This window comes from Actinoplanes sp. NPDC049548 (genome assembly GCF_040676695.1).
In the GTDB taxonomy this organism is placed as follows: Bacteria; Actinomycetota; Actinomycetes; order Mycobacteriales; family Micromonosporaceae; genus Actinoplanes.
This window is the reverse complement of sequence record NZ_JBFAPM010000015.1, coordinates 142,026-163,102: the sequence shown is the minus strand read 5'-3', so window position 1 is coordinate 163,102 and position 21,077 is coordinate 142,026. Positions and strand designations below refer to the sequence as shown.

19 protein-coding genes are annotated in these 21,077 nt (G+C 71.5%); 12 read left to right on the top strand and 7 right to left on the bottom strand.

Annotated features, from left to right (window positions below):
- Window positions 1-73 precede the first annotated feature (73 nt).
- On the bottom strand, window positions 74-1,528 hold the full coding sequence (locus AB0J80_RS27140; RefSeq protein ID WP_364710199.1) for a helix-turn-helix domain-containing protein: 1,455 nt from the start codon (window positions 1,526-1,528) through the stop codon (window positions 74-76).
- 122 nt (window positions 1,529-1,650) lie between these two features.
- Between AB0J80_RS27140 and aceA the strand changes: the two genes are divergently transcribed.
- The 3 genes from aceA to AB0J80_RS27125 all read left to right on the top strand — a co-directional run bounded on the left by aceA (window position 1,651) and on the right by AB0J80_RS27125 (window position 6,219).
- On the top strand, window positions 1,651-2,940 hold the full coding sequence (aceA, locus tag AB0J80_RS27135) for an isocitrate lyase (protein WP_364710196.1): 1,290 nt from the start codon (window positions 1,651-1,653) through the stop codon (window positions 2,938-2,940).
- Window positions 2,940-4,556 (top strand): malate synthase A, encoded by a 1,617-nt coding sequence (gene aceB, locus AB0J80_RS27130; protein WP_364710193.1) that lies wholly within the window; start codon window positions 2,940-2,942, stop codon window positions 4,554-4,556. Before aceA ends, aceB begins: the two co-directional genes overlap by 1 nt.
- A 184-nt stretch (window positions 4,557-4,740) precedes the next feature.
- A complete protein-coding gene (locus AB0J80_RS27125) occupies window positions 4,741-6,219 on the top strand; it encodes a mannitol dehydrogenase family protein (RefSeq protein ID WP_364710190.1) in 1,479 nt (492 codons plus the stop codon).
- Window positions 6,220-6,225: 6 nt separating this feature from the next.
- Here AB0J80_RS27125 and AB0J80_RS27120 read toward each other — a convergent pair whose 3' ends face one another.
- Complete coding sequence (locus AB0J80_RS27120) at window positions 6,226-7,473, bottom strand: EAL domain-containing protein (protein ID WP_364710187.1); 1,248 nt, start codon at window positions 7,471-7,473, stop codon at window positions 6,226-6,228.
- A 273-nt stretch (window positions 7,474-7,746) separates the two neighbouring features.
- Between AB0J80_RS27120 and AB0J80_RS27115 the strand changes: the two genes are divergently transcribed.
- Genes AB0J80_RS27115 through AB0J80_RS27100 form a run of 4 tightly spaced genes read left to right on the top strand, consistent with a single transcriptional unit; the run spans window position 7,747 to window position 10,178 of the window.
- A complete protein-coding gene (locus tag AB0J80_RS27115) occupies window positions 7,747-8,487 on the top strand; it encodes a lytic polysaccharide monooxygenase (protein WP_364710185.1) in 741 nt (246 codons plus the stop codon).
- A gap of 2 nt (window positions 8,488-8,489) precedes the next feature.
- Window positions 8,490-9,074: a DUF305 domain-containing protein gene (locus AB0J80_RS27110; protein ID WP_364710183.1), complete on the top strand. Its 585-nt coding sequence runs from the start codon at window positions 8,490-8,492 to the stop codon at window positions 9,072-9,074.
- Window positions 9,075-9,122: 48 nt separating this feature from the next.
- Window positions 9,123-9,632 (top strand): MarR family transcriptional regulator, encoded by a 510-nt coding sequence (locus AB0J80_RS27105; protein WP_364710181.1) that lies wholly within the window; start codon window positions 9,123-9,125, stop codon window positions 9,630-9,632.
- A 9-nt stretch (window positions 9,633-9,641) separates the two neighbouring features.
- Window positions 9,642-10,178 carry a GNAT family N-acetyltransferase gene (locus AB0J80_RS27100; RefSeq protein WP_364710178.1) on the top strand — a complete coding sequence of 179 codons (537 nt, stop codon included), beginning with the start codon at window positions 9,642-9,644 and terminating at the stop codon, window positions 10,176-10,178.
- Here AB0J80_RS27100 and AB0J80_RS27095 read toward each other — a convergent pair.
- A complete protein-coding gene (locus AB0J80_RS27095) occupies window positions 10,175-10,957 on the bottom strand; it encodes a hypothetical protein (RefSeq protein WP_364710176.1) in 783 nt (260 codons plus the stop codon). The two genes, AB0J80_RS27100 and AB0J80_RS27095, sit on opposite strands and share 4 nt — an antisense overlap.
- Before the next feature lie 190 nt (window positions 10,958-11,147).
- Between AB0J80_RS27095 and AB0J80_RS27090 the strand changes: the two genes are divergently transcribed.
- A complete protein-coding gene (locus AB0J80_RS27090; protein ID WP_364710174.1) occupies window positions 11,148-11,549 on the top strand; it encodes a hypothetical protein in 402 nt (133 codons plus the stop codon).
- A 20-nt stretch (window positions 11,550-11,569) separates the two neighbouring features.
- Here the strand turns inward: AB0J80_RS27090 and AB0J80_RS27085 are convergent, their stop codons facing one another.
- Entirely contained in the window at window positions 11,570-12,214 is a 645-nt protein-coding gene (locus AB0J80_RS27085; RefSeq protein ID WP_364710171.1) for a class I SAM-dependent methyltransferase, read from the bottom strand.
- 52 nt (window positions 12,215-12,266) lie between these two features.
- Here AB0J80_RS27085 and AB0J80_RS27080 point away from each other — a divergent pair, with 52 nt between their 5' ends.
- A complete protein-coding gene (locus AB0J80_RS27080) occupies window positions 12,267-12,869 on the top strand; it encodes a TetR/AcrR family transcriptional regulator (RefSeq protein WP_364710169.1) in 603 nt (200 codons plus the stop codon).
- A 114-nt stretch (window positions 12,870-12,983) separates the two neighbouring features.
- A complete protein-coding gene (locus tag AB0J80_RS27075) occupies window positions 12,984-14,447 on the top strand; it encodes a S8 family serine peptidase (protein ID WP_364710167.1) in 1,464 nt (487 codons plus the stop codon).
- Window positions 14,448-14,515: 68 nt separating this feature from the next.
- Here AB0J80_RS27075 and AB0J80_RS27070 read toward each other — a convergent pair whose 3' ends face one another.
- The 3 genes from AB0J80_RS27070 to AB0J80_RS27060 form a co-directional block, all read right to left on the bottom strand.
- Window positions 14,516-15,670: a PQQ-binding-like beta-propeller repeat protein gene (locus tag AB0J80_RS27070; protein WP_364710165.1), complete on the bottom strand. Its 1,155-nt coding sequence runs from the start codon at window positions 15,668-15,670 to the stop codon at window positions 14,516-14,518.
- A 76-nt stretch (window positions 15,671-15,746) separates the two neighbouring features.
- Window positions 15,747-16,385, bottom strand: a complete 639-nt coding sequence (locus AB0J80_RS27065) for a response regulator transcription factor (protein WP_364710164.1) — start codon at window positions 16,383-16,385, stop codon at window positions 15,747-15,749.
- The gene (locus tag AB0J80_RS27060) at window positions 16,382-17,554 is read right to left on the bottom strand and encodes a histidine kinase (RefSeq protein ID WP_364710162.1); all 1,173 of its coding nucleotides are present in this window, start codon (window positions 17,552-17,554) and stop codon (window positions 16,382-16,384) included. The genes AB0J80_RS27065 and AB0J80_RS27060 overlap by 4 nt, the downstream gene beginning before the upstream one ends.
- Before the next feature lie 156 nt (window positions 17,555-17,710).
- Between AB0J80_RS27060 and AB0J80_RS27055 the strand changes: the two genes are divergently transcribed.
- Together AB0J80_RS27055 and AB0J80_RS27050 are read left to right on the top strand one after the other, a co-directional pair.
- Window positions 17,711-18,502 (top strand): ABC transporter ATP-binding protein, encoded by a 792-nt coding sequence (locus tag AB0J80_RS27055; protein WP_364710160.1) that lies wholly within the window; start codon window positions 17,711-17,713, stop codon window positions 18,500-18,502.
- Window positions 18,499-21,066, top strand: coding sequence for an ABC transporter permease (locus tag AB0J80_RS27050; protein WP_364710157.1), 2,568 nt, complete (start codon window positions 18,499-18,501; stop codon window positions 21,064-21,066). Before AB0J80_RS27055 ends, AB0J80_RS27050 begins: the two co-directional genes overlap by 4 nt.
- Window positions 21,067-21,077 lie beyond the last annotated feature (11 nt).

Here is a 21,077-nt window from a genome sequence, read left to right as displayed (position 1 = left end):
CAGTACGCGGCCGGCGGAGACAGGGAGGCAGCCGGCGGCGACGGACGCCGCCGGCCGCCGACGACCAGAAACATCAGGGCGTGGCCCGACGCTCCAGGAACTCGTAGACGTCCTGGGCGTCGACCCCGGGAAACGTGCCCGGCGGCAGCGCCGCCAGCAGATGCGAGTGCACCCTCGCGCTCGGCCACGCATGTCCCGCCCAGTGCTCCACCAGCGCGGCGGGCGGCCGGCGGCAGCAGTCCGGGTCCGGGCAGCGGGACACCGTACGCCGGGTCGTGTCGCCGCCGCGGAACCAGCGGGCGTGCTCGTACGGCGTACCGACCGTCACCGAGAACTCCCCGGACCGCGTCGACTCGACGTGCACCGTGCACCAGTACGTCCCGCCCACCGTGTCGGTGAACTGGTAGAAGGACGAGTACGGGTTCGACGACTGGAACACCGTGCGCGACGCCCAGTTGCGGCAGACCGGCTGGCCCTCGATCGCGCCGGTCACGTCCGACGGGAAGCGGACCCCGTCGTTCTCGTACGCCTTGTAGACCGTGCCGCTCTCGTGGACCCGGCAGAAGTGCACCGGGATGCCGAAGTGGTGGGTCGCGAGGTTGGTGAAGCGGTGCGCCGCGGTCTCGTAGGAGACGCCGAACGCGTCGCGGAAGTCGTCGATCGCGAGGGCGCGGTCGGCTTTCGCGTCCCGGAGGAAGTCGACGGCGAACTTCTCGGGCATCAGCAGCGCCGCCGCGAAGTAGTTGGCCTCGACGCGCTGGCGCAGGAAGTCGCCGTAGTCGGAGGGGTCCTCGTGGCCCAGCACGAAGTGCCCGAGGGTCTGCAGCACCACGGCGCGCGGGTCGTGGCCCTTGTTGCTGGCCACCTGCGGCATGTAGATCCGCCGGTTGCGCAGGTCGGTGACCGAGCGGGTCGAGTCGGGCAGGTCCGGCACGTAGTGCAGGGTGAAGCCGAGCTGCGCCGCGATGTCCAGGATGCCGCGCTGGGACAGCGGGCCGGTGGTGTGCTTCACCGACTGCAGGATCTTGGCCGCTGCCTGCTCGATGTCCGCGAAGTAGTTGTTGCGTTCGCGCATCTGCTCGCGCAGCTGCTGGTTGGCGCGCCGCGCCACCTCCGGCGTGGCGCTCTGCTCGGTCAGGACGCGGGTGAGCTCGCGGTGCAGGCCGATCAGTGACTCCAAGGCGTCCGCGGGCAGACGCCGGCCGCCGCGCACGATCGGCAGGCCCAGCGCCTGGTAGGCGGGTTCCTTCTGGAAGTGGGCCAGCTCGATCTCCAGCCCGGCGCGCCGGCTCGGCGCCTCCGGTCGCAACAGGTCCTGCATCGGTACGCCCAGAGCAGCGGCGATCGCCTGCAGCACGCTGAGCTTCGGCTCGCGTTTGCCGTTCTCGATGAGTGACAGCTGGGAGGGTGCCCGGCCGACCGCCGCGCTGAGCTGGTCGAGGGTCATGTTCTTGGACCTTCGCAGGTGCCGGAGCCGCTGGCCGAGGGTCACCAGGTCCACCGAGCCGTCCGAAGATGAAGCCGTCACGGGTTTTTACGTTAGCAGAAGATTCACGTTTCTTCTCCTCACAAACGCCTTCAAGGGGGCTTGCGGCGTGCGCGAGAGTCAAGTTCTTCCCGCACGGAGCAGGGCTGGAAAGGAAATATGAGATGACTGATCAGCTGACCGAAGTCAGGGGCGGTACCGCCGCGGACCTCACTCGGGCGTGGGCCGGCGATCCCCGATGGCTCGGCGTCAAGCGCGACTACACCGCGCAGGATGTCGTGCGTCTGCGTGGCAGCCTCCAGGAACGGCACACCCTCGCCGAGCGCGGCGCCCAGAAGCTCTGGGAGCTGCTGCACTCCGAGGACTACATCAACGCGCTCGGCGCCCTCACCGGCGGCCAGGCGGTGCAGATGGTCCGGGCCGGCCTGAAGGCGATCTACCTCTCCGGCTGGCAGGTCGCCGCCGACGCGAACCTTTCCGGCCACACCTACCCGGACCAGAGCCTCTACCCGGCCAACTCGGTGCCGGCCGTGGTCCGCCGGATCAACAACGCGCTGCTGCGCACCGACCAGATCGAGGTCGCCGCCGGCCGTCACGAGAAGGACTGGTTCGCGCCGATCGTCGCCGACGCCGAGGCCGGCTTCGGCGGCCCGCTCAACGCGTTCGAGCTGATGAAGGCGATGATCGCCGCCGGTGCCGCGGGCGTGCACTGGGAGGACCAGCTGGCCTCCGAGAAGAAGTGCGGCCACCTGGGCGGCAAGGTGCTCATCCCGACCCAGCAGCACATCCGTACGCTCAACGCGGCCCGCCTCGCGGCCGACGTCGCCGGCGTTCCCACCCTGGTCATCGCCCGCACCGACGCGCTCGCCGCGGACCTGCTGACCACCGACGTGGACGACCGCGACAAGCCGTTCCTGACCGGCGAGCGCACCGCGGAGGGCTTCTTCCGGGTCCGTCCGGGCGAGGACGCCGCCATCGCCCGCGGTGTCGCGTACGCCGACTACGCCGACCTGCTCTGGGTCGAGACCGGCAAGCCGGACCTGGAGTTCGCGAAGCGGTTCGCCGAGGCCGTGCACGCCAAGCACCCGGACAAGATGCTGGCGTACAACTGCTCGCCGTCGTTCAACTGGAAGCGCAACCTCGACGACGACACGATCGCCCGGTTCCAGAAGGAGCTCGGCGCGATGGGCTACAAGTTCCAGTTCGTCACGCTGGCCGGCTTCCACGCCCTGAACCACTCGATGTTCGAGCTGGCGAAGGGCTACTCGACGACCGGCATGAGCGCGTACGTGAAGCTGCAGGAGGCCGAGTTCGCGGCCGAGGCCGACGGCTACACCGCGACCAAGCACCAGGCGGAGGTCGGCACCGGCTACTTCGACGCGGTCTCGACCGCGCTGAACCCGGAGAGCTCCACCACCGCGCTGTCCGGCTCGACCGAGGCGGAGCAGTTCTGATGGGCGGCGAGGAGGTCACCATCTGTGGCGAGAGCCAGGGCCGGTACGCCGAGATCCTCACCCCCGAGGCCATCGACTTCGTCGTGGCGCTGGACCGTGAGTTCGGCGCGCGCCGGGTGCAGCTGCTCGAGCGCCGGCGGCGGCGCCGGGCCACCCGGACCACCGAGCTGGACTTCCTGCCCTCGACCGAGGCCGTCCGCAAGGACGACTCGTGGACGGTGGCGCCGCCCGCCGAGGACCTGACCGACCGCCGGGTGGAGATCACCGGGCCGCCGGAGCGCAAGATGACCATCAACGCGCTCAACTCCGGCGCCAAGGTGTGGATGGCCGACTTCGAGGACGCCACCGCGCCGACCTGGGAGAACATCGTTCTCGGTCAGCTCAACCTGCGGGACGCGCTGGACGGGACGCTGGACTTCACGGCGCCGGACGGCAAGGAGTACAAGGTCGGCGAGAACATCCCGACCATCATGGTGCGGCCGCGCGGCTGGCACCTGCCCGAGTGCCACCTGCGCATCGGCGGACGGGCGGTGTCGGCGTCGCTGTTCGACTTCGGCATGTACCTGTTCCACTGCGGACGCAGGCAGCTCGAGCGGGACAGCGGGCCGTACTTCTACCTGCCGAAGCTCGAGAACCACCTCGAGGCGCGGCTGTGGAACGACGTCTTCGTCTACGCCCAGCAGGCGCTCGGCATCCCGCGCGGCACGATCCGCGCGACGGTGCTGATCGAGACGATCACCGCCGCCTTCGAGATGGACGAGATCCTGTACGAGCTGCGCGAGCACTCGGCCGGCCTGAACGCGGGCCGGTGGGACTACCTGTTCAGCATGATCAAGAACCGGCCGGACGTGGTGCTGCCGGAGCGCTCGCAGGTCACGATGACCGCGCCGTTCATGCGGGCGTACACGGAACTGCTCGTCAAGACCTGCCACCGACGCGGGGCCCACGCGATCGGCGGCATGGCCGCCGTCGTCCCCAGCCGCGACCCGGTCGCGGCGAAGCGGGCGCTGAACCAGGTCCGGCAGGACAAGCGGCGCGAGGTCGGCGACGGCTTCGACGGATCCTGGGTGGCGCACCCGGGCCTGGTCGAGACCTGCAAGGAGGTCTTCGACCAGTGGCTGGGCTTCGAGCCGCACCAGATCGTGCGCCGGCGCGACGACGTCAACGTCACCGCGAAGGAGCTGCTGGACGTGCGGGCCACGGCGGTCACGGTCAGCGAGGTCGCGCTGCGCAACAACGTCAGCGTGGCCCTGCGGTACGTGGCCGCGTGGCTGGGCGGCCGGGGCGCGGTGGCGCTCGGCGGCCTGATGGAGGACGCCGCGACGGCGGAGATCTGCCGGGCCCAGCTCTGGCAGTGGATATCGACCGGCACCCCGACGGACTACGGTGTGCCGGTGACGGCCGGGCTGGTCACCCGGATGCTCCGTGAGGAACTGGACGTGCTCGCCGAGACCGGCGCGCTCGACGAGGACGCCGCCCGCCGCTTCGGGCAGGCCCGCACCCTGCTCACCGTGCTGCTCACGGAGCGGACCTGCCCGGAGTTCCTCACCCTGCCCGCCTACCTGCGGCACATGACCGGCGACAAGCCGGCTCCGGCGGAGGCACTGACCGCCTGAGCGGGAAGAACGGTACGGCCCGGTGGCGATGCGCCGCCGGGCCGTGACCGTTTGGCGCAGCGTCGTGCCCGGCTTGACGGACCGTGAGAAAGATCTTGATGTTCCGGGCCCGGCGGGGACCCTTCCGGGATGCGATGCTGGGGGCGTCATGAGGGCCCCTCGCAGCGCTGGGAGGACACTGAAGATGTTGCCGCTCACTGCCCAGAACCTCGCGTCCCTGCCCCCCGACCTGCCCGTCCCCTCGTACGACCGGGGCGCCCTGCGGACCGGGATCGTGCACTTCGGCGTCGGCGGGTTCCACCGGGCCCACGAGGCGATGTATCTCGATCGGTTGATGAACGAGGGCAAGGCGCAGGAGTGGGCGATCTGCGGCGTCGGCGTCATGCCCTTCGACGAGCGGATGCGCGACGCGCTCGTGGCCCAGGACGGCCTCTACACGCTCGTCGTCAAGGCGCCCGACGGCACCCTCGAGCCGCGGGTGATCGGTTCCATCAAGGAATATCTGTACGCGCCCGACGACCCCGAGGCGGTCATCGAGAAGATGGCCTCGGAGGAGGTGCGGATCGTCTCGCTGACCGTCACCGAGGGCGGCTACAACTTCAACGCGGTGACCGGCGAGTTCGTCGAGGACAACCCCGACGTGCAGCACGACCTGCAGCCCGGCGCGGCACCGAGGACGACGTTCGGCCTCATCACCGAGGCGCTGGCCCGAAGGCGCGACCGCGGCCTGCCGCCGTTCACGATCATGAGCTGCGACAACATCCAGGGCAACGGTCACGCCGCCCGACGCAGCTTCGTCGCCTTCGCCACGCTGCGCGATCCGCAGCTCGGCGCGTACGTGCAGGAGCACGTCGCGTTCCCGAACAGCATGGTGGACCGCATCACCCCGGTGACCACCGACGACGACCGCGAGGAGGTCCGCAAGCGGTTCGGTGTGGACGACGCGTGGCCGGTGGTCTGCGAGCCGTTCACCCAGTGGGCGCTCGAGGACGCGTTCCCGCTCGGCCGGCCGCCGTTCGAGGACGCCGGGGTGCAGGTCGTCGCCGATGTCGAGCCGTACGAGCTGATGAAGCTGCGCCTGCTCAACGCCAGCCACCAGGCGCTGTGCTACTTCGGCTACCTCGCGGGCTACCGGCTCGTGCACGACGTCGCGCAGGACCCGCTGTTCGCCGAGTTCCTGCTCGCGTACATGGACCGCGAGGCCACCCCGACGCTGGAGCCGGTGCCGGGCATCGACCTGGACGAGTACAAGCACCAGCTCATCGACCGCTTCTCCAACGCCCAGGTGAAGGACACCGTCGCCCGGCTGTGCGCGGAGAGCTCCGACCGCATTCCCAAGTGGCTGCTCCCGGTGATCCGCCACAACCTCGACAACGGCGGCGAGATCCTCCGCTCGGCCGCGGTCGTGGCCTCCTGGGCCCGGTACGCCGAGGGCGTCGACGAGCAGGGCCGGCCGATCGAGGTCGTGGACCGGCTCCGGGACACGCTCGTACCCGTCGCGCAACGGCAGCGCGAGGAGCCGCTGGCCTTCATCGCCAACCGCGAGGTCTTCGGCGACCTGATCGACAACGAGCGCTTCGTGTCCACGTACCGGTCGGTGCTGGCGTCCCTGCACACCAAGGGCGCCCGGGCCACTCTGGAGGACCTGGCCACCGCCTCCTGAGCCGGGTCAGACGCCGGTCAGCACGGCGGGCAGTCCGGTGCCGCAGGCCGGGGTGATCACCCCGAGCAGCGAGCGGGCCGCCGCCACCACCAGCTCGCGGTCGTAGGTGGTGGCGAAGGTGAAGCGGCGCCCGGCCTCCGGGCCGGCGTCGCCGAGGTCCCGCGCGACCAGAGCCGCGGCCCGGTGCGGCCCCACGACGATGACGTTCCACTCGCCGCGCAGCGGGTCGGCGGCGTGCAGCGCGGCACCGCGGACGCCCGGCGCCGGTTCCTCCGGCAGGCCCGTGCCGAAGGCGGCGACCATCGGGCTGTGCCGGGCGATCCGCGCGAAGCGCCGTGCCGTCGCGCCCGCGAAGTACCGGGCGTCCTGGAAGCAGGCGAGCAGGATCTGGCCGTCGTCCGCCAGGGCTTCCAGGTGGCGGCTCATCGGCATCAGCGCGGCCTTCGTCGTCTCCACCACCGGGCGGCGTGCCGTCACGATCTCGTACGGCGTGCCGGGCGCGGACGGTGGCCGGGCAACCGGGGTCAGGAGCGGTCCCGGCGCCGGGGGAGTGGCGGGCAGCGGGGCCGGGCGCCCGTACCGCCAGCCCTGCCCGACGGTCGCCCCCATGGTGCGGGCGGTGCGCTCGTGCTCCTCGGTCTCCACCCCCTCGGCGAGGATGACGGCGCCGCTGGCCTCCGCGTACGCCTGCACCGCGGCGACCACCTGCGCGGTGTACGCCTCCGACGGCGAGCGCAGCAGGCTCATGTCGAGCTTGACCACGTCGGGGTGGACGAAGGGCATCAGGGCCAGCGACATCCGGTCCGCACCCACGTCGTCGAGGGCCACGCCCCAGCCCGCCGCGCGGCAGCTCGCGGTCGCCGCCAGCAGGGCCGAGGGGTCGTCCGCGATGGCCCGCTCGGTCATCTCCGTCACGACGCGCAGCCGGCGCTGGGCCGCCGCGACCACGTCCTCGAGGTCGGCCGGGCAGGGAACGCGCCAGGCCGACGGTTCCATGTTGACGAACAGCGTGGTCCGCAGGCCGGCGTCGAGTGCCGCCCGGTACGCGGCGGCTCGGCACACCCAGTCGAGCTCGCCGTCGCGCCCGGCCTCGCGGGCCGCCGCGAACAGCGCCACGGGTGCTTCCCACCGGGTCCCGGCCGGGCCGCGGCTCAGTGCCTCGTAGCCGACGACGGCGCTCGTAGCGAGCGACACCAGCGGCTGGAAGACGGGAGTGACCGCGCGGGCGCCGATCACGTCGTGGATGTCCACCACTCATACGTCTTCGGCAGCTCCGCCCGCGAGCTGAGCCGCGGGACGTCAGACGTAATAAGTACGTCATCGTTGTTCTTGGACCTACGCGGGGCCAACTCTGCTGGACGGGGTGCGCGTATCGAAAATCTTCGTTATCTCTCTTTACTGTTAACAAGCTTTAACTTATGTTGGGCGCACAGCCGGGAGTGCCCCCCATGCTCATCCCGGTCGATTCCGCGGCGGGTCGGGTCATCCCCCATCCCGGCCTGCCGTCCCCATGAAGAGGAGCACTTCATGAGACGAAGAATCACGCTTCCCCTGCTGAGCATCGCCACCCTCGGAGCCTCACTCTTCGTCGCCGTGGCACCCGCCTCGGCGCACGGCTACATCTCGTCACCACCCAGCCGCCAGGCCAACTGCGCCAGCGGCGCGGTCGCCAACTGCGGCGACATCATCTACGAGCCGCAGAGTGTCGAGGCCCCCAAGGGTTCGATGCAGTGCAACGGCGGAGGCAGCCGCTTCGCCGTCCTCAACGACAACAGCAAGAACTGGCCCGCCGCGTCGGTCGGCCAGACGGTGACGTTCAACTGGGTGCTCACCGCCCGGCACTCCACCACCTCGTGGGAGTACTTCATCGGCAACACCCGGCTGGCCGTCTTCAACGACGGCGGCGCGCAGCCCGGCGCCACCAAGTCGCACACGGTCAGCATGGGCGGCTTCACCGGCCGGCAGACCCTGCTCGCCCGGTGGAACATCGCCGACACGGCGATGGCCTTCTACTCCTGCGTCGACCTGAACATCGGCGGAGGCGGCACCCAGCCGCCGCCCACCACGCCGCCGACGACCCCGCCCGCGCCGCCGCCCACCACCCCGCCCACGCAGCCGCCGGCCGGTGGCACCTGGCAGGCCGGCACGGCGTACTCGGTCGGCAACACTGTCACCTACGGCGGGGCGACGTACCGCTGCCGCCAGGCGCACACCGCGATCGTCGGCTGGGAGCCGCCGAACGTGCCCGCGCTCTGGGAACGGATCTGACGATGCGCCCGGAACGGGTCCACGGCCGCCGTCGTGGGCCCGTTCCGGCCGTCATGGCGGCGCTGCTTCTGCTGCTCACGGCGTGCGGCTCCGGCTCGCGGGATCCGGCGCCGGCCCCGTCCCCGGCGTACAGCGGCACCGACGTGATGTTCCTGCAGATGAGCGTGGCCTATATCGACCAGGGTGACCAGGTGGTGTCGGCCGCGGCGCGGCGGGCGGCCGGCCCGCAGCTGCGGGCCCTGGCGGCCGAGCTGGCCGGGCAGTGGCAGTCGGAGGGCCGGATCATGCGCCGCTGGCTGGCCGGCTGGCAGCAGCCGCCGTCCGCCGACCCGGACGCCGGACTCCATGCCGGCCACGGCGACCTGCATTCGCTGCGGCCATCCGACATCGCGGAGCTCACCGCGGCGAAAGGCGAGCAGTTCGACCGTACGGCGGTGAGCCTGCTCCTCGGGCACCTGCACAACTGCGTCGAGGTGAGCCGCATGGAGGTCACCGGCGGCCGCTACCCACCGGCCAAGGCGCTCGCCGAGCGCATGACCGCGACCCGTCAAACCCAGATCCAGCGGCTGCTCGCCCTGGCGGCGTAGCCCGATCGATCGCTCGTTGAAGCTTCAAACCGACAGTACGATGGGGCGGTGAGTGCCGAACCCGCCACCCCGGCCCGCTGGCTGAGCCCGGACGAGCTCGCATCCTGGCTGCCGGTCGGCGGCCTGCTCCTGCGCCTCCCGGCGGCCCTCGACGCCCAGATGCAGCGCGACTCGGGACTGAGCCACTTCGAGTACCTCGTCCTCGCCAACCTGTCCGAGGCGCCGCAGCGCACCCGGCGGATGAGCGCCCTGGCCGCGCTGGCCAGCGGCTCGCTGTCGCGACTGTCGCACGTGGTCAAGCGCCTCGAGGCCCGCGGCTGGGTCGAACGGACGGCGTGCCCGGAGGACGGCCGGTACACCAACGCCGTGCTGACCGAGGCGGGCTGGCGCAAGGTGCTGGAGAGCGCCCCCGGCCACGTCGAAGCGGTACGCGCCCTCGTCCTGGACGCCCTCACCGGCGAGGAGCTGGCCCACCTCGGCGACATGGCCCGCCGCATCCTCGCCCGCCTGGAGGACGCCGAGCAGAACGGGGTCGCCGCCCGGCCCACCGCCCGCTAGCCTCCAGCCATGCCGCAGTTGATCGCCCCCACCACCCGCCTGCACCGGCAATGGCTCGCCGCACGCGACGACTGGGGACGCGGCGTGCACCAGGACGGCTCAGGCCTGCGCCCCGACGACGACGTCGACACCCCTGAGGGCTTCACAGCCTTCGTCCGCAAGCTGCTGCGCGAATCGGACCCGTCCGTGGCGCCGGTGCCCGGCTGGGTGCACTGCACGTACTGGTGGATGACCGAAGGCGACGAGGTGCTGGGCACGATCTCGCTGCGGCACGAGCTCAACGACCTGCTGCTCGAGTCGGGCGGTCACATCGGGTACGGCGTACGCCCGACCGCCCGCCGCCGAGGCCTCGCCTCGTGGGCGCTGGGCGAGGTCCTGGGGCACGCCCGCGGCATGGGCATCGACCGGGTGCTGGTCACGTGCAAGGTGGACAACGACCCTTCGCGGCGCACGATCGAGGCTCATGGCGGTGTGCTGGAGGACGTCCGGGACACCGAGCAGGGCCGGGTGCGGCGTTACTGGATCAAGCTCGGCGGCGGTTCCTAGAACAAGTTCTCCACGTTCACCTCCTGCATGGTGCCGTCAGGACCCATGCGGTACATGCGCGGCGGTCCCATGCGACTCATCACCTGCCGCATCAGGGCCTCACGCTCCTCCTGCTCGCGACCGGTCGGATCGGCAACGCGGAAGCCGTACAAGGGGATCGTCTCGGCGTTGACGTCACCGGGCTCCGGACTGCCCTCGATGACGAAGCCGAACAGCTCGCGCAGCGCCTCCTCTCCGAGATCCAGCGGATGGAACGGCAGCGGATAGGGTCCCTGACCCGGAAACATCGACGTGACCGGGTGCTCCCCGGCCCAGTACGGGCGCTCGAAAGGGTACGGCTCGCCGATGTCCTCCACGATCCCGGTGTCCGGCGACACGCTGAGCGAGCGGATGAGCCGCCCGTCCTCCCACGCGGCAAACGTGAGCTGGTCGACGACCGAGTGCATCGAGTGCAGCAGGATCCGCCGGCCCGCCGCCTCCGCGAGCACGTGTTCCGGCAGCTCGGACGGAGCCTGCGCGACGAGCCGCTGGTCGCACAGCAGGGCGGCACCGGGCAGCACGGCAGCGAAGGCGACGTCGTCGGGTGGGTAACAGTCATAGAAGAGTGTCCCGCCGTCGATCGGCGTCACCTCGTATCCGGGCGACAGCCGCCGCACGAGGGCTTCGGCCGCGCCGGCGCCCGACCCTCCGTCCCGGCCCGCCTGCAACGGACCGGTGTCCCTGAGCGTCGCCGGTAGATCACCGTCGACGAACGCCAGCAACGCCGTCTTCGCACCCATCCGGACCCCCGCCTTCCACGGTCGAGCCGCCGAGATGCTAACCGAAGGCCGGCAGCTCGGTGCGGGTCGAGGCGGGCGGGCGCGCTGCCGAACACGTCACCCGAGGCGCCGTCATGGGGCTAGGTTGATCATCATGTCGGTGTCGATGCACCCACCCGTACCGCCTCCGCAGCGCCGTACGCTGCGGACGGTGCTCATCGTCGTCGGTGTCGTGTCGGTGCTGTTGTGTGCTGGTGGGTTGACCGGCGGCTACTTCTTCTTCCGGGCGGTACAGAAGGCGACCGGGCCGGCTCGCCAGGCCGCCGACGGGTTCGTGACCGACCTTGAATCAGGCAACGCCGGCGCCGCCTATGGCCGGCTCTGCGCCGACACACGACGCGATTTCACGCGCGACGAGTTCGTGCAAGGGCTCAATGGGCAACCCAGAATACGTAGCCACAGGATCGTGGGCGTCTCCGTATCGGATTCCAACGGTCGGGTATCGGCCCTCGTCACCGCGGAGCTGAAGCTCGATACCGGGTTCGTCGACCAGCACAGGTTCCCGCTCGTCAAGGAGGACGGGCAGTGGAAGATGTGCGGGCAGCCGTTCTGACGTATGTCGAGCATCGGCCTTCAGCTCGGCGTGAAGCAGCTCAGTTCCATGCCGTCGGCGACGGGAAAGTCCACAGTGACGTACCCGTTCGCCGGGTCCCGCACGTACGCCAGATAATCGGCCATGCTCGCGAAGGTGGTGTCGTCGGCGACCACGAGCGCTCCCGGCCGCAGCCGTGGCTCGAGCTGCCGCAGGACCGGCAGGCACAGCTCCTTCCAGCCGTCGAGCAGCACGAGATCGATCGGCCCGGCAACGTCTGCCAGCGTCTCGCGGGCGTCGCCGGGCAGGACGGTGACCACGTCGCTGAGGCCCGCCTCGGCGATGTTGGCGCGCGCCGCCGCGACCTTCGCCGCGCTCAGCTCGGTGGTGTACACGTGTCCGGCGCCGTTGTCGGCCACCGCCGCAGCCAGGTAGATCGTCGAGATGCCGTGGGAGGTGCCGAACTCGACGACCGTGCGGGGGCGGCCGGTGCGGACCAGGGAGTAGAGCAGCTCGCCGCCCTGCGGGGAGACCGGCATGTAGATGTCTCTCAGTGCGTCCGCCCGCTCCTGGGCGGTCGCGGTCGCGAGGGACGGATCCGGGACGGCGGCGTCGTCGTTGAAGGCCGCGGCGAAGAGCTTGTCGAGTACGGCGGCAGCGGCCGACCGTGTCAAAGTGGTGGGCATGATGGCTAGACTAGACGCAACGTTGCGTCTCGACAAGCGACAGGGAGGCTCGATGAACCACCGGGGCAACCGGCACGGGCGCAGCGAGGAGGCCCGGCGCAACGTGCTGCACGCGGCCGACGACCTGCTCGCCGAGAAGGGGTTCGCGGCGCTCACCATCGAGGGCATCGCCGCCCGCGCCGGCGTCGCCAAGCAGACGATCTACCGGTGGTGGCCCTCGAAGACCGACGTGCTGCTCGAGGCGTTCACCGAGGATGCGGCCGAGGACCTGACTCCACCCGACACCGGGAGCCTGGCGGGGGATCTGCGGGCGTACCTGTTGCTGCTGGCCGCGTATCTCACCGAGTCCGATGCCGGGGCGGTGTTCCGGGCGCTGAACGGGCAGGCGCAGCACGACCCCGCGCTGGCCGCCCGGCTGCGCGAGGAACACCTGACCCGGCAGCGGGCCCGCGACCGCGCGCCGCTCGAGCGCGCCGTGGCGCGCGGTGAGCTGCCCGCGGACGCGGACCTCGACGTGCTGGTGGACCGCCTGGTCGGGCCCATCTACTACCGGGTGCTGGTGACCGGCCAGGCGGTGGGGGAGGAGTTCGTCGACGAGCTGGTCAGGGCGTGCACATCCGCCGCTCGTGCTGAGGAGCCGGACCGGATCGGGTGAGCACGGCCGATCGGTCAATTTCGGGTCGGCCGATCGGCCCTGTTCGGGGAAAAGATCTCGTCGCGGGCGACAGCTGCCGATGGCGCTCGATACCCGAACTGCGAGGAGAGTGGCATGCGACTCCGACACCTGGTCCCGAGTGTGGTGGCCGGTCTGGTGGTCAGCGGTGCCTTCGTGGCCCCGGCGGACGCGGCGACCACGACCGCGGCGGACTGGACCATCGCGAACAACGCCCCCATGCTCGCCGACGTCGCGCGGATCATCCGCGCCGATACGGCATACAGCCAGAAGCTGACCGGCAAGGGCGTAGGCATCGCCCTCATCGACACCGGGGTGGTCCCGGTGCCGGGCTTGACGAGCGGCAACATCGCCAACGGTCCTGACCTGTCGCTCGAGAGCCAGGTTCCCTCGCTGCTGCACAAGGACGGGTACGGTCACGGCACGCACCTCGCCGGAATCATCGCCGGGCGTGACAACACCACGGGCACCGGCTTCCGCGGCATCGCGCCGGATGCCAAGCTCACCGTCCTCAAGGTCGGTATGTCCAACGGCGCGGTGGACGTCACCCAGGTCATGGCAGCCGTCGACTGGGTCGTCAAGCACCGCAACGACGACCCGGCCAACCCCATCAAGATCATCAACCTGTCGTACGGCACCGACGGCTCGCAGAGCTTCCTCAGTGACCCGTTGTCCTACGCGGTGGGTAACGCGGTGAACAACGGCATCAACGTCGTCGTAGCGGCCGGCAACACCGGCTCGAAGATCACCAACCCGGCCACCGCGGCGTTGCCCATCGTCGTGGGCGCCAGCGACCCGCAGGGCACCACCGACCCGGCAGACGACAAGGTGTCCGCGTTCTCCTCGGCCGACGGGCGGCTCATCTCGGTGGACGTGCTGGCGCCCGGCCGGTCGATCGTGTCGCTGCGCGACCCGGGCGGCTACGCCGACGTCCTGTATCCGGCAGCCCGCGTCGGCGACCGCTACTTCAAGGGCAGTGGAACCTCGCAGGCCGCGGCGGTGATGTCGGGCGCCCTGGCCCTCTACCTCCAGAAGTATCCGACCGCCACGCCGTTGCAGGTGCGGCAGGTGATCTGGGGCGGAATCCCGAGCCTCACCGGCAAGCAGTGGAAGCTCGACGTGAGCACCTTGCTCGGCCGGGCGCCGAGCCTGTACGGCCCCGTGAGCATCTCCAACAGCAACGCCAGCGGCACGCTCCAGGCCGCCCGTGGCACGAGCCTGGTCACGTTCGGCGACTCGACCACCCTGTCCGGCGAGCGGGACGTGTTCGGCGCCCTGTCGGTGGCCTCCTGGGCGAAGGCCAGCGCTGCCCGGACCTCCTGGAACGGTGGCGCCTGGATGGGTCACACGTACACCGGCGCCGGCTGGGGAACGGCCACCGCCGGGCAGGCCAACTGGAGTGGTGCGACCTGGGCCGGAAAATCCTGGTCCGGCCGGGTCTGGTCGGATGTCGCCTGGTCGGGTCGCCAGTGGTCGAACGCCGGCTGGTCCGGCACCACGTCGGACTTCACCGGTCGGCAATGGAGCGGCGGCAGCTGGAGCGGGGCCATCTGGCAGTAGTGCTCGAACGCCGGAGGGAGGCGCGGCCCGCCGGGCCGGCCCGATCCGGGATCGGGCCGGCGAGGTCGTCAGGGCGTGTACGTGCGTACCGTCCGCCCATTGGTGACGTAGAGCCGGCCGCCGGCCAGGACCACGTGGTCGGTGGCCGTGCCGAAGGTGCGAATGGTCGTGCCGCTGGTCGGCGCCAGGATCAGCAGCGCGGTGCCGCTGGTCGCGTAGAGCAGGCCGCCGGCGCGGACCAGGTGGCCCGGCGTCTTGAGCGCCCGGGTCCACAGCAGCTTGCCCCTCACGGCGTCGTACGCGTTGATCCGTCCCGCCGACGCCACGTAGACGCGCCGGCCGTCGGTGGCCAGCTCGCCCGCCTCGTTCTTCACCGTCCACAGGGTCTTGCCGCTGGTGGTGGCGAGGGCGCGCAGGCCGGCTGTGCCGGACACGTAGAACTGGGGGCGGCCCGGATCGGCGGCGCTCGCCGAGTAGCGCAGCCCGGTGGTCCAGGTCCCGATGCCGGTCCTGATCGAGACGGCCTCGGTGTACGGGCTGGTCGTGCCCGCGAGGAGGATGCGGCCGCCCGCCGACACGGGCCCGGCCAGGACTGCGTTGGGACGGCTCCACAGGGACGCTCCGTCGGAGAGCCGGAAGGCCTGGACGCCGTGCTCCTCGCCGTCGCAGATGCCGCAGTAGCCCGAGACGGCGACGGTGCCGGCGTCGACGACCACGGTGTCGGTCGTCCACCCGGTGAGGCTGCTCCAGCGCTCCGCGCCGGTCGCCGCGTCGAGCGCGATCACGTTGCTGTCGTAGTTGCTGTTCGAGTAGCAGGCGATGTCCGTGACGACGACCGTGTCACCTGACACCGCCAGCCCGGTCGCCTCCAGATAGCCGGCGAAGTACGACCACAGTCTCTTGCCCGTCTTGGTGTCGTACGCGCCGACCCCGTTGCCGTCGGGCTCGAGGACGTACATCCGGCCGGCGACGACGACCGGGGCGACCGGGTCGATCGGGCAGCCGTCGACGGCGGCCTTCGGCGTGACGGTCCAGCGGGTCTTGAGCTTCTTGACGGTGCCCGAGTTGATGACGGACTCGCCCGGGTTGTAGAAGGTGTGGCCGGAGCCGTAGCCGTCCTGGGCCCAGTTCTCAGCCGGTGCGGCCGCCACTGCGGGGCCGGCGAGGCCGGCGGTGGTCAGGAGGACGGCCAGGCCGAGGTGTACGTATCGCTTGAGCTGCATGGGCACGATCGTCGGGGCCGGGCGCGCCACCCCGAGGCGGAATACCGGACAATCCGCCCGAATCCCCCGTTCAGGGTCAGCTCACCAGCCGACGCTCCCAGGCCCAAGCGGCGATCTCGACGCGGTTGCGGGCCCCCAGCTTGGTCTGGACGCTGCCCAGGTGCGTCTTCACGGTGCCGACCGAGATGAACAGCTCGGTGGCGATCTCGGCGTTCGTCAGGCCTCGTGCCGCCAGCTTCACGACGTCGAGCTCGCGGGGCGACAGACCCCCGTCGTCGTTGCTCGGCGCGGGTGGGGACAGGTGCTCCAGCAGGCGTACGGTGATCGACGGGCTGATCAGCGCGTCCCCGGACACCGCGGCGCGGACCGCCTCCACCAGCAGCGACGGGCCGGAGTCCTTGAGCAGGAAGCCGGCCGCGCCGTTGCGCAGCGCCTGGTGCACGTACTCGTCGAGGTCGAAGGTCGTCACCACGACCACCTTCATCGGGTCCGCGACGCCGGGGCCGGCCAGCAGCCGCAGCGCCTCGAGCCCGTCCATCCGGGGCATGCGGATGTCGAACAGCGCCACGTCCGGCTTCAGCTTGCGGGCCATCGCCACCGCCTCGACGCCGTCGGACGCCTCGCCGACCAGCTCCATGTCGGGCTGCGCACCGATGATCATGCCGAAGCCGGTGCGTACCATCGCCTGGTCGTCGGCGATCATCACGCGGATCACCGCGTCACCTCCTGGTCCAAGGGCAGGGCCGCGTCGACCACCCAGCCGCCGTCGATGCCCGGCCCGGCGGTGATGCGCCCGCCGACCGCGCGGACCCGCTCCTGCAGGCCCACGAGACCGTACCCCGGCGCCTCCCGGACCGCGGGGGCCTTGGGTGGTAATCCGTCGTTCGCCACCCGGACCAGCAGCCAGTCGGGCGTACGCCGGACCCAGACGTCGGCCACGCGCGCGCCCTGGGCGTGCCGCCGGATGTTGGTCAGCGCCTCCATCACCACGCGGTAGGCCGACGTGGACACCTCCACGGGCACCCCGGCGGTGCTGCCGTCCACGTGCAGCCGGGCCAGCGGGCCGCCGGAGTTGGTGAACTGGTCCAGCAGCGGGCCGAGCTCGTCCACACCGGCCAGCGGGGTCAGCGGCGCGTCCGGCTGCGCGTTCGGGTCGCGCAGCACACCCACCATGCGCCGCATCGACGCCATGGTCTCGGCGCCGGCGGCCTCGATCTGCTCCAGCGCGAGCAGCACCCGCTGGGGGTCCTGCTCGGCGATGAACCGGGCGCCCTGGGCCTGCACGACGATGCCGGTCACGTGGTGGGCGATGAAGTCGTGCAGGTCGCGGGCGAACTCGGCGCGCTGTTCCGCGCGGACGGCGTCCATGGCGCGGGTCCGGGTCGCCTCGATCGTCCGCAGGTAAACGCCGAGGCCGATGACGGCCGTGGCGAACAGGCCCTGGGCGAGGCCGATGATGACCCGGTCGGTGTCGAGGCCGCTGCGCAGCGGCAGGAAGCCGATCGCCATCGAGACCGCCAGCACCGCACCGACGGCCCACTGGGCATCGCCGCGGCGGCTGACCACGAACAGGACGCCGAGCAGCCCGAGCAGCTCCGCGGTGCCGTAACTGCCCCCGCTGGGGCTGTCGGCCGCGACGATCATCGTGAGCAGCAGGGAGGCGATGCCGAGCGCCAGTGCGACTTTCGGCAGACGCTTCGATCCCTGCCGGTGCCGGGGCAGCCAGACGGCAGCGGTCGCGACCGCGCTGAGGACCTGCAGCAGGACGAGCGAGCCGGTGCCGCTGCCCATGCTGGCGGCCAGATCGAACAGGCCCAGGCACGCCATCACGAACAGAGCGGCAAGCTGCGCCACACGCAGGAACAGGTCGCGTTGCTTCAACATCGTGACCCAGCGTAACCGCTGCCCACGGGCGCTCCATCGGCCGAAAGGCAGATCCGCACCGGACCCCGATCCCCACTGCGGACCGATGTGCGCGCCCGGGTCCCTCGCCCAAGATTCTCAGCGTTCCCCTTCCTTGCGAACCCGGAGGCAATCCCCATGTACACGCAGTCCCAGGCCGACGTGCCGACGACATCCGCCGCGGGCGGCCCGGACGGGCGTCTGACCGCCGTCGCGGCCGAGGACCTGGTCAAGGTGTACGGCAGCGGCGACACCGCGGTCCGCGCCCTCGACGGCGTGACCGTCGGTTTCGCCCGCGCGCAGTTCACCGCCATCATGGGCCCGTCCGGCTCCGGCAAGTCCACGCTCATGCACTGCCTCGCCGGGCTCGACACGGCGACCTCCGGCCGGGCCCTGCTGGGCGGCACCGACCTGACCGTGCAGCCCGACCGGGTGCTGACGAAGGTCCGCCGGGAGCGCATCGGCTTCGTGTTCCAGTCCTTCAACCTGCTCCCGCAGCTGACCGCCGAGCAGAACATCACGCTGCCCCTCGACCTGGCGGGCCGCACCCCCGAGCGCGGCCTGCTCGCACACCTCACCGAGGTGCTCGGCCTCGCCGGCCGGCTCAAGCACCGGCCCAGTGAGCTCTCCGGCGGCCAGCAGCAGCGGGTGGCCCTCGCCCGGGCCCTGGTCGCGCGCCCGGAGGTGGTCTTCGCCGACGAGCCGACGGGCAACCTGGACTCCCGTTCCGGCGCCGAGGTGCTGTCGTTCCTGCGCAACTCCGTCCGTGACCTCGGCCAGACCGTCGTCATGGTCACGCACGACCCGGGCGCGGCCGCGTACGCCGACCGCGTCGTCCTGCTCGCCGACGGCCGCATAGCCGGCGAGATCGACCGCCCCGACCGCGCCTCCGTCGCCGAGGCCCTGCAGAGCCTGGGGAACCACCGGTGAAGGTCCTCGGAACCCAGCTGGCCGGCGTGGCGAAGCGCCCGGCCCGGATGCTGCTGACCGGCCTCGCCGTGCTGGTGGCCTCCTTCGTGGTCTACGCGACGGTCCTCGCCCAGCAGATCACCGAGCGCACCGCGCTGGACGGCCTCAGCGGCACGCCCGCCGCCGTGGACCTCGTCATCGGCTCGGGCGACGAGTTCGGCAACTCGGTCCAGCTCAGCACCGGCGACGTCGCCAAGTTCCGGGGGCTGCCCGGCGTGGCCGAGGTCGCCGCCCGGGTGGAGGCGTCCGGTGAGGTCAACGGCGACTACCTGAACATCGTGTCCGACCCCGGCACCGGGCCGCTCGCCTCGGTCACCGTCAAGCAGGGCGCGTACCCGTCGGCGCCGGGCGAGATCGCGGTCACCCCGCGGACCGCCGACCGGATGGGCCTGCCGGTGGGCACCGTCGCGACCGTCAACACCGAGTGGGACGACAAGGGCAAGCCCATCAAGCCGGTGAAGCTCAAGGTCACCGGGCTCGTCGAGGGTGACAGCGACTACGGCTTCAGCGCGTACGCGCCGCAGGCGTCCGTGTCGCCGCTGCTCGGCAAGGATGCGGACTACGTCCAGCGGGTGGACCTGCGGCTGGAGCCCGGCGCCGACGCCGCCGCCGTCCAGTCCGCCGCCGAGCGGATCATCGCCGCGGCCCCGGCACCGAAGGAGGGCTTCGCGAGGGCCCAGGTCCGCACCGGCGACGACGTGCGCCGGGCGGAGGCCGAGGAGGCCGCCTCCGAGGTCAACGAGGTCTTCATCGCGGTCGGCGTCTTCGTCGCCGTCGCGGTCTGCGCCGCCGGCCTGGTCGCCACGTCCACCTTCCGCATCGTCTTCGCCCAGCGCATGCGCCAGCTCGCCCTGCTGCGGGCCGTCGGCGCCGGACGTGGCGCGCTGTGGCGGGCCCTCGCCGCCGAGGGCGCGCTCACCGGTCTGGTCGCCGGCGTGGTCGGCGTCCTCGGCGCGCTGGCCCTCGGGTACGCCGTCCCGCCGATCGCCGGCGCCTTCGACGTGGACCTGGCGAGCCCGGGCCTGCCGGTGCTGCCGGCCGTGGGCGTGGTGCTGCTCGCCGTGGCGATCACCGTGCTCGCCGTCCTCGCTCCGGCGTTCTCGGCCGCGAAGGTCGCGCCGCTCGAGGCGCTGCGGTCCGCCAGCGTCACGTCCGGGCGCAAGAGCATCGGCAAGCTGCGCGGCGCGTTCGGCCTGGTGCTCGCGGGTGGGGCGGGGCTGCTGGCCGCGTACGTGTCCATGAACCTGCCCACCCGCGACGCCCGCAACTACGACCCGGAGCCGATGCTGCTCGCCGTCGTGGGCTCCGGAGCGCTCGCCTTCTTCGCACTCATGGCGCTCGGCCCGCTGCTGGTGCGGCCGGTGCTCGCCACGGTCGGCTGGCCGCTGCGCCGGCTGGGACCGATCGGACGGCTCGCGGTCGGCGGGGTCGGCGGCGCACCACGGCGTGCGGCGGCCGTGTCGGTGGTCGTCGCCCTCGGCGTCACGCTCATCGCCGGCGTGGTGGTGACCGGCGCCTCCGTGCGCGTGCTCGCCGACCGGGAGATGGCGTCGTCGGTGCCGGCGGACTACGAGCTGACCGCCAACGGCGACGAGCAGGTCCCCTCCGCCCTCGTCGAGCAGGCGAAGGCCAGTGCGGACCTGACCCACGTGACGCCGTACCGGCGACTGCCCGAGGTGCAGGTCGGCGGGGGCAGCGACACCAAGCTGACCGCCACAGACCTGGTCATGTCCGGGTTGCCGGCGCTGGACAAGATCGACGTGAACGGTGGCTCGCTCGCCGCGGTCGGCCCGGGCAAGGTCGCCCTCGCGGCGATCGCCACCGAGATCTCCGGACTGAAGGTCGGCGACATCACCACGCTGACCGCGGGCAAGAAGAAGGTCAAGGTCGAGGTCGTGGCGACGCTGCCCGACTCCGCGCCGCTGCAGTCCGGCATCGTGGTGGACCCGGCCGACCTGACGAAGCTGGGCGCGCCGGCGACCTTCTCCGGGATGCTGGCCGACGCCGCGAAGGGTGGCGAGGACGGGCGTACCGCCGGGCAGAAGGCCATGCGGCAGCTGACCCAGGGCCACGCCGGGCTGGGTGTGGACGTCCTCGCCGACCAGCGGGACCAGTTCAACACCGTGCTCAACGGGGTCCTGGCCGTGGTCATCGGCCTGGTCGGCCTCACCGTGCTGATCGCGGTGGTCGGCGTGGGCACCACGACCGCCCTGTCCGTGGTCGAGCGGGTCCGCGAGTCCGGTCTGCTGCGCGCCGTCGGGCTCTCCCGCGGCAGCCTCCGGATGATGCTCACCGCCGAGTCCAGCCTGTACGGGGTGATCGGGGCGACCATCGGCGTGGTGCTCGGCGTGCCGTACGCCTGGCTGGCGCTCAAGGCCCTCGGGGTGAACGCCCCGCTGGAACTGCCGGTCGGCCAGCTCGTCGTGGTCTTCCTCGTCCTGGTGCTCTTCACCGCCGCCGCGGGTGTGCTGCCCGCCCGGCGCGCCGCCAAGGTCAGCCCGGTCGCGGCCCTGGCCACCGACTGACCGGCTCCGAC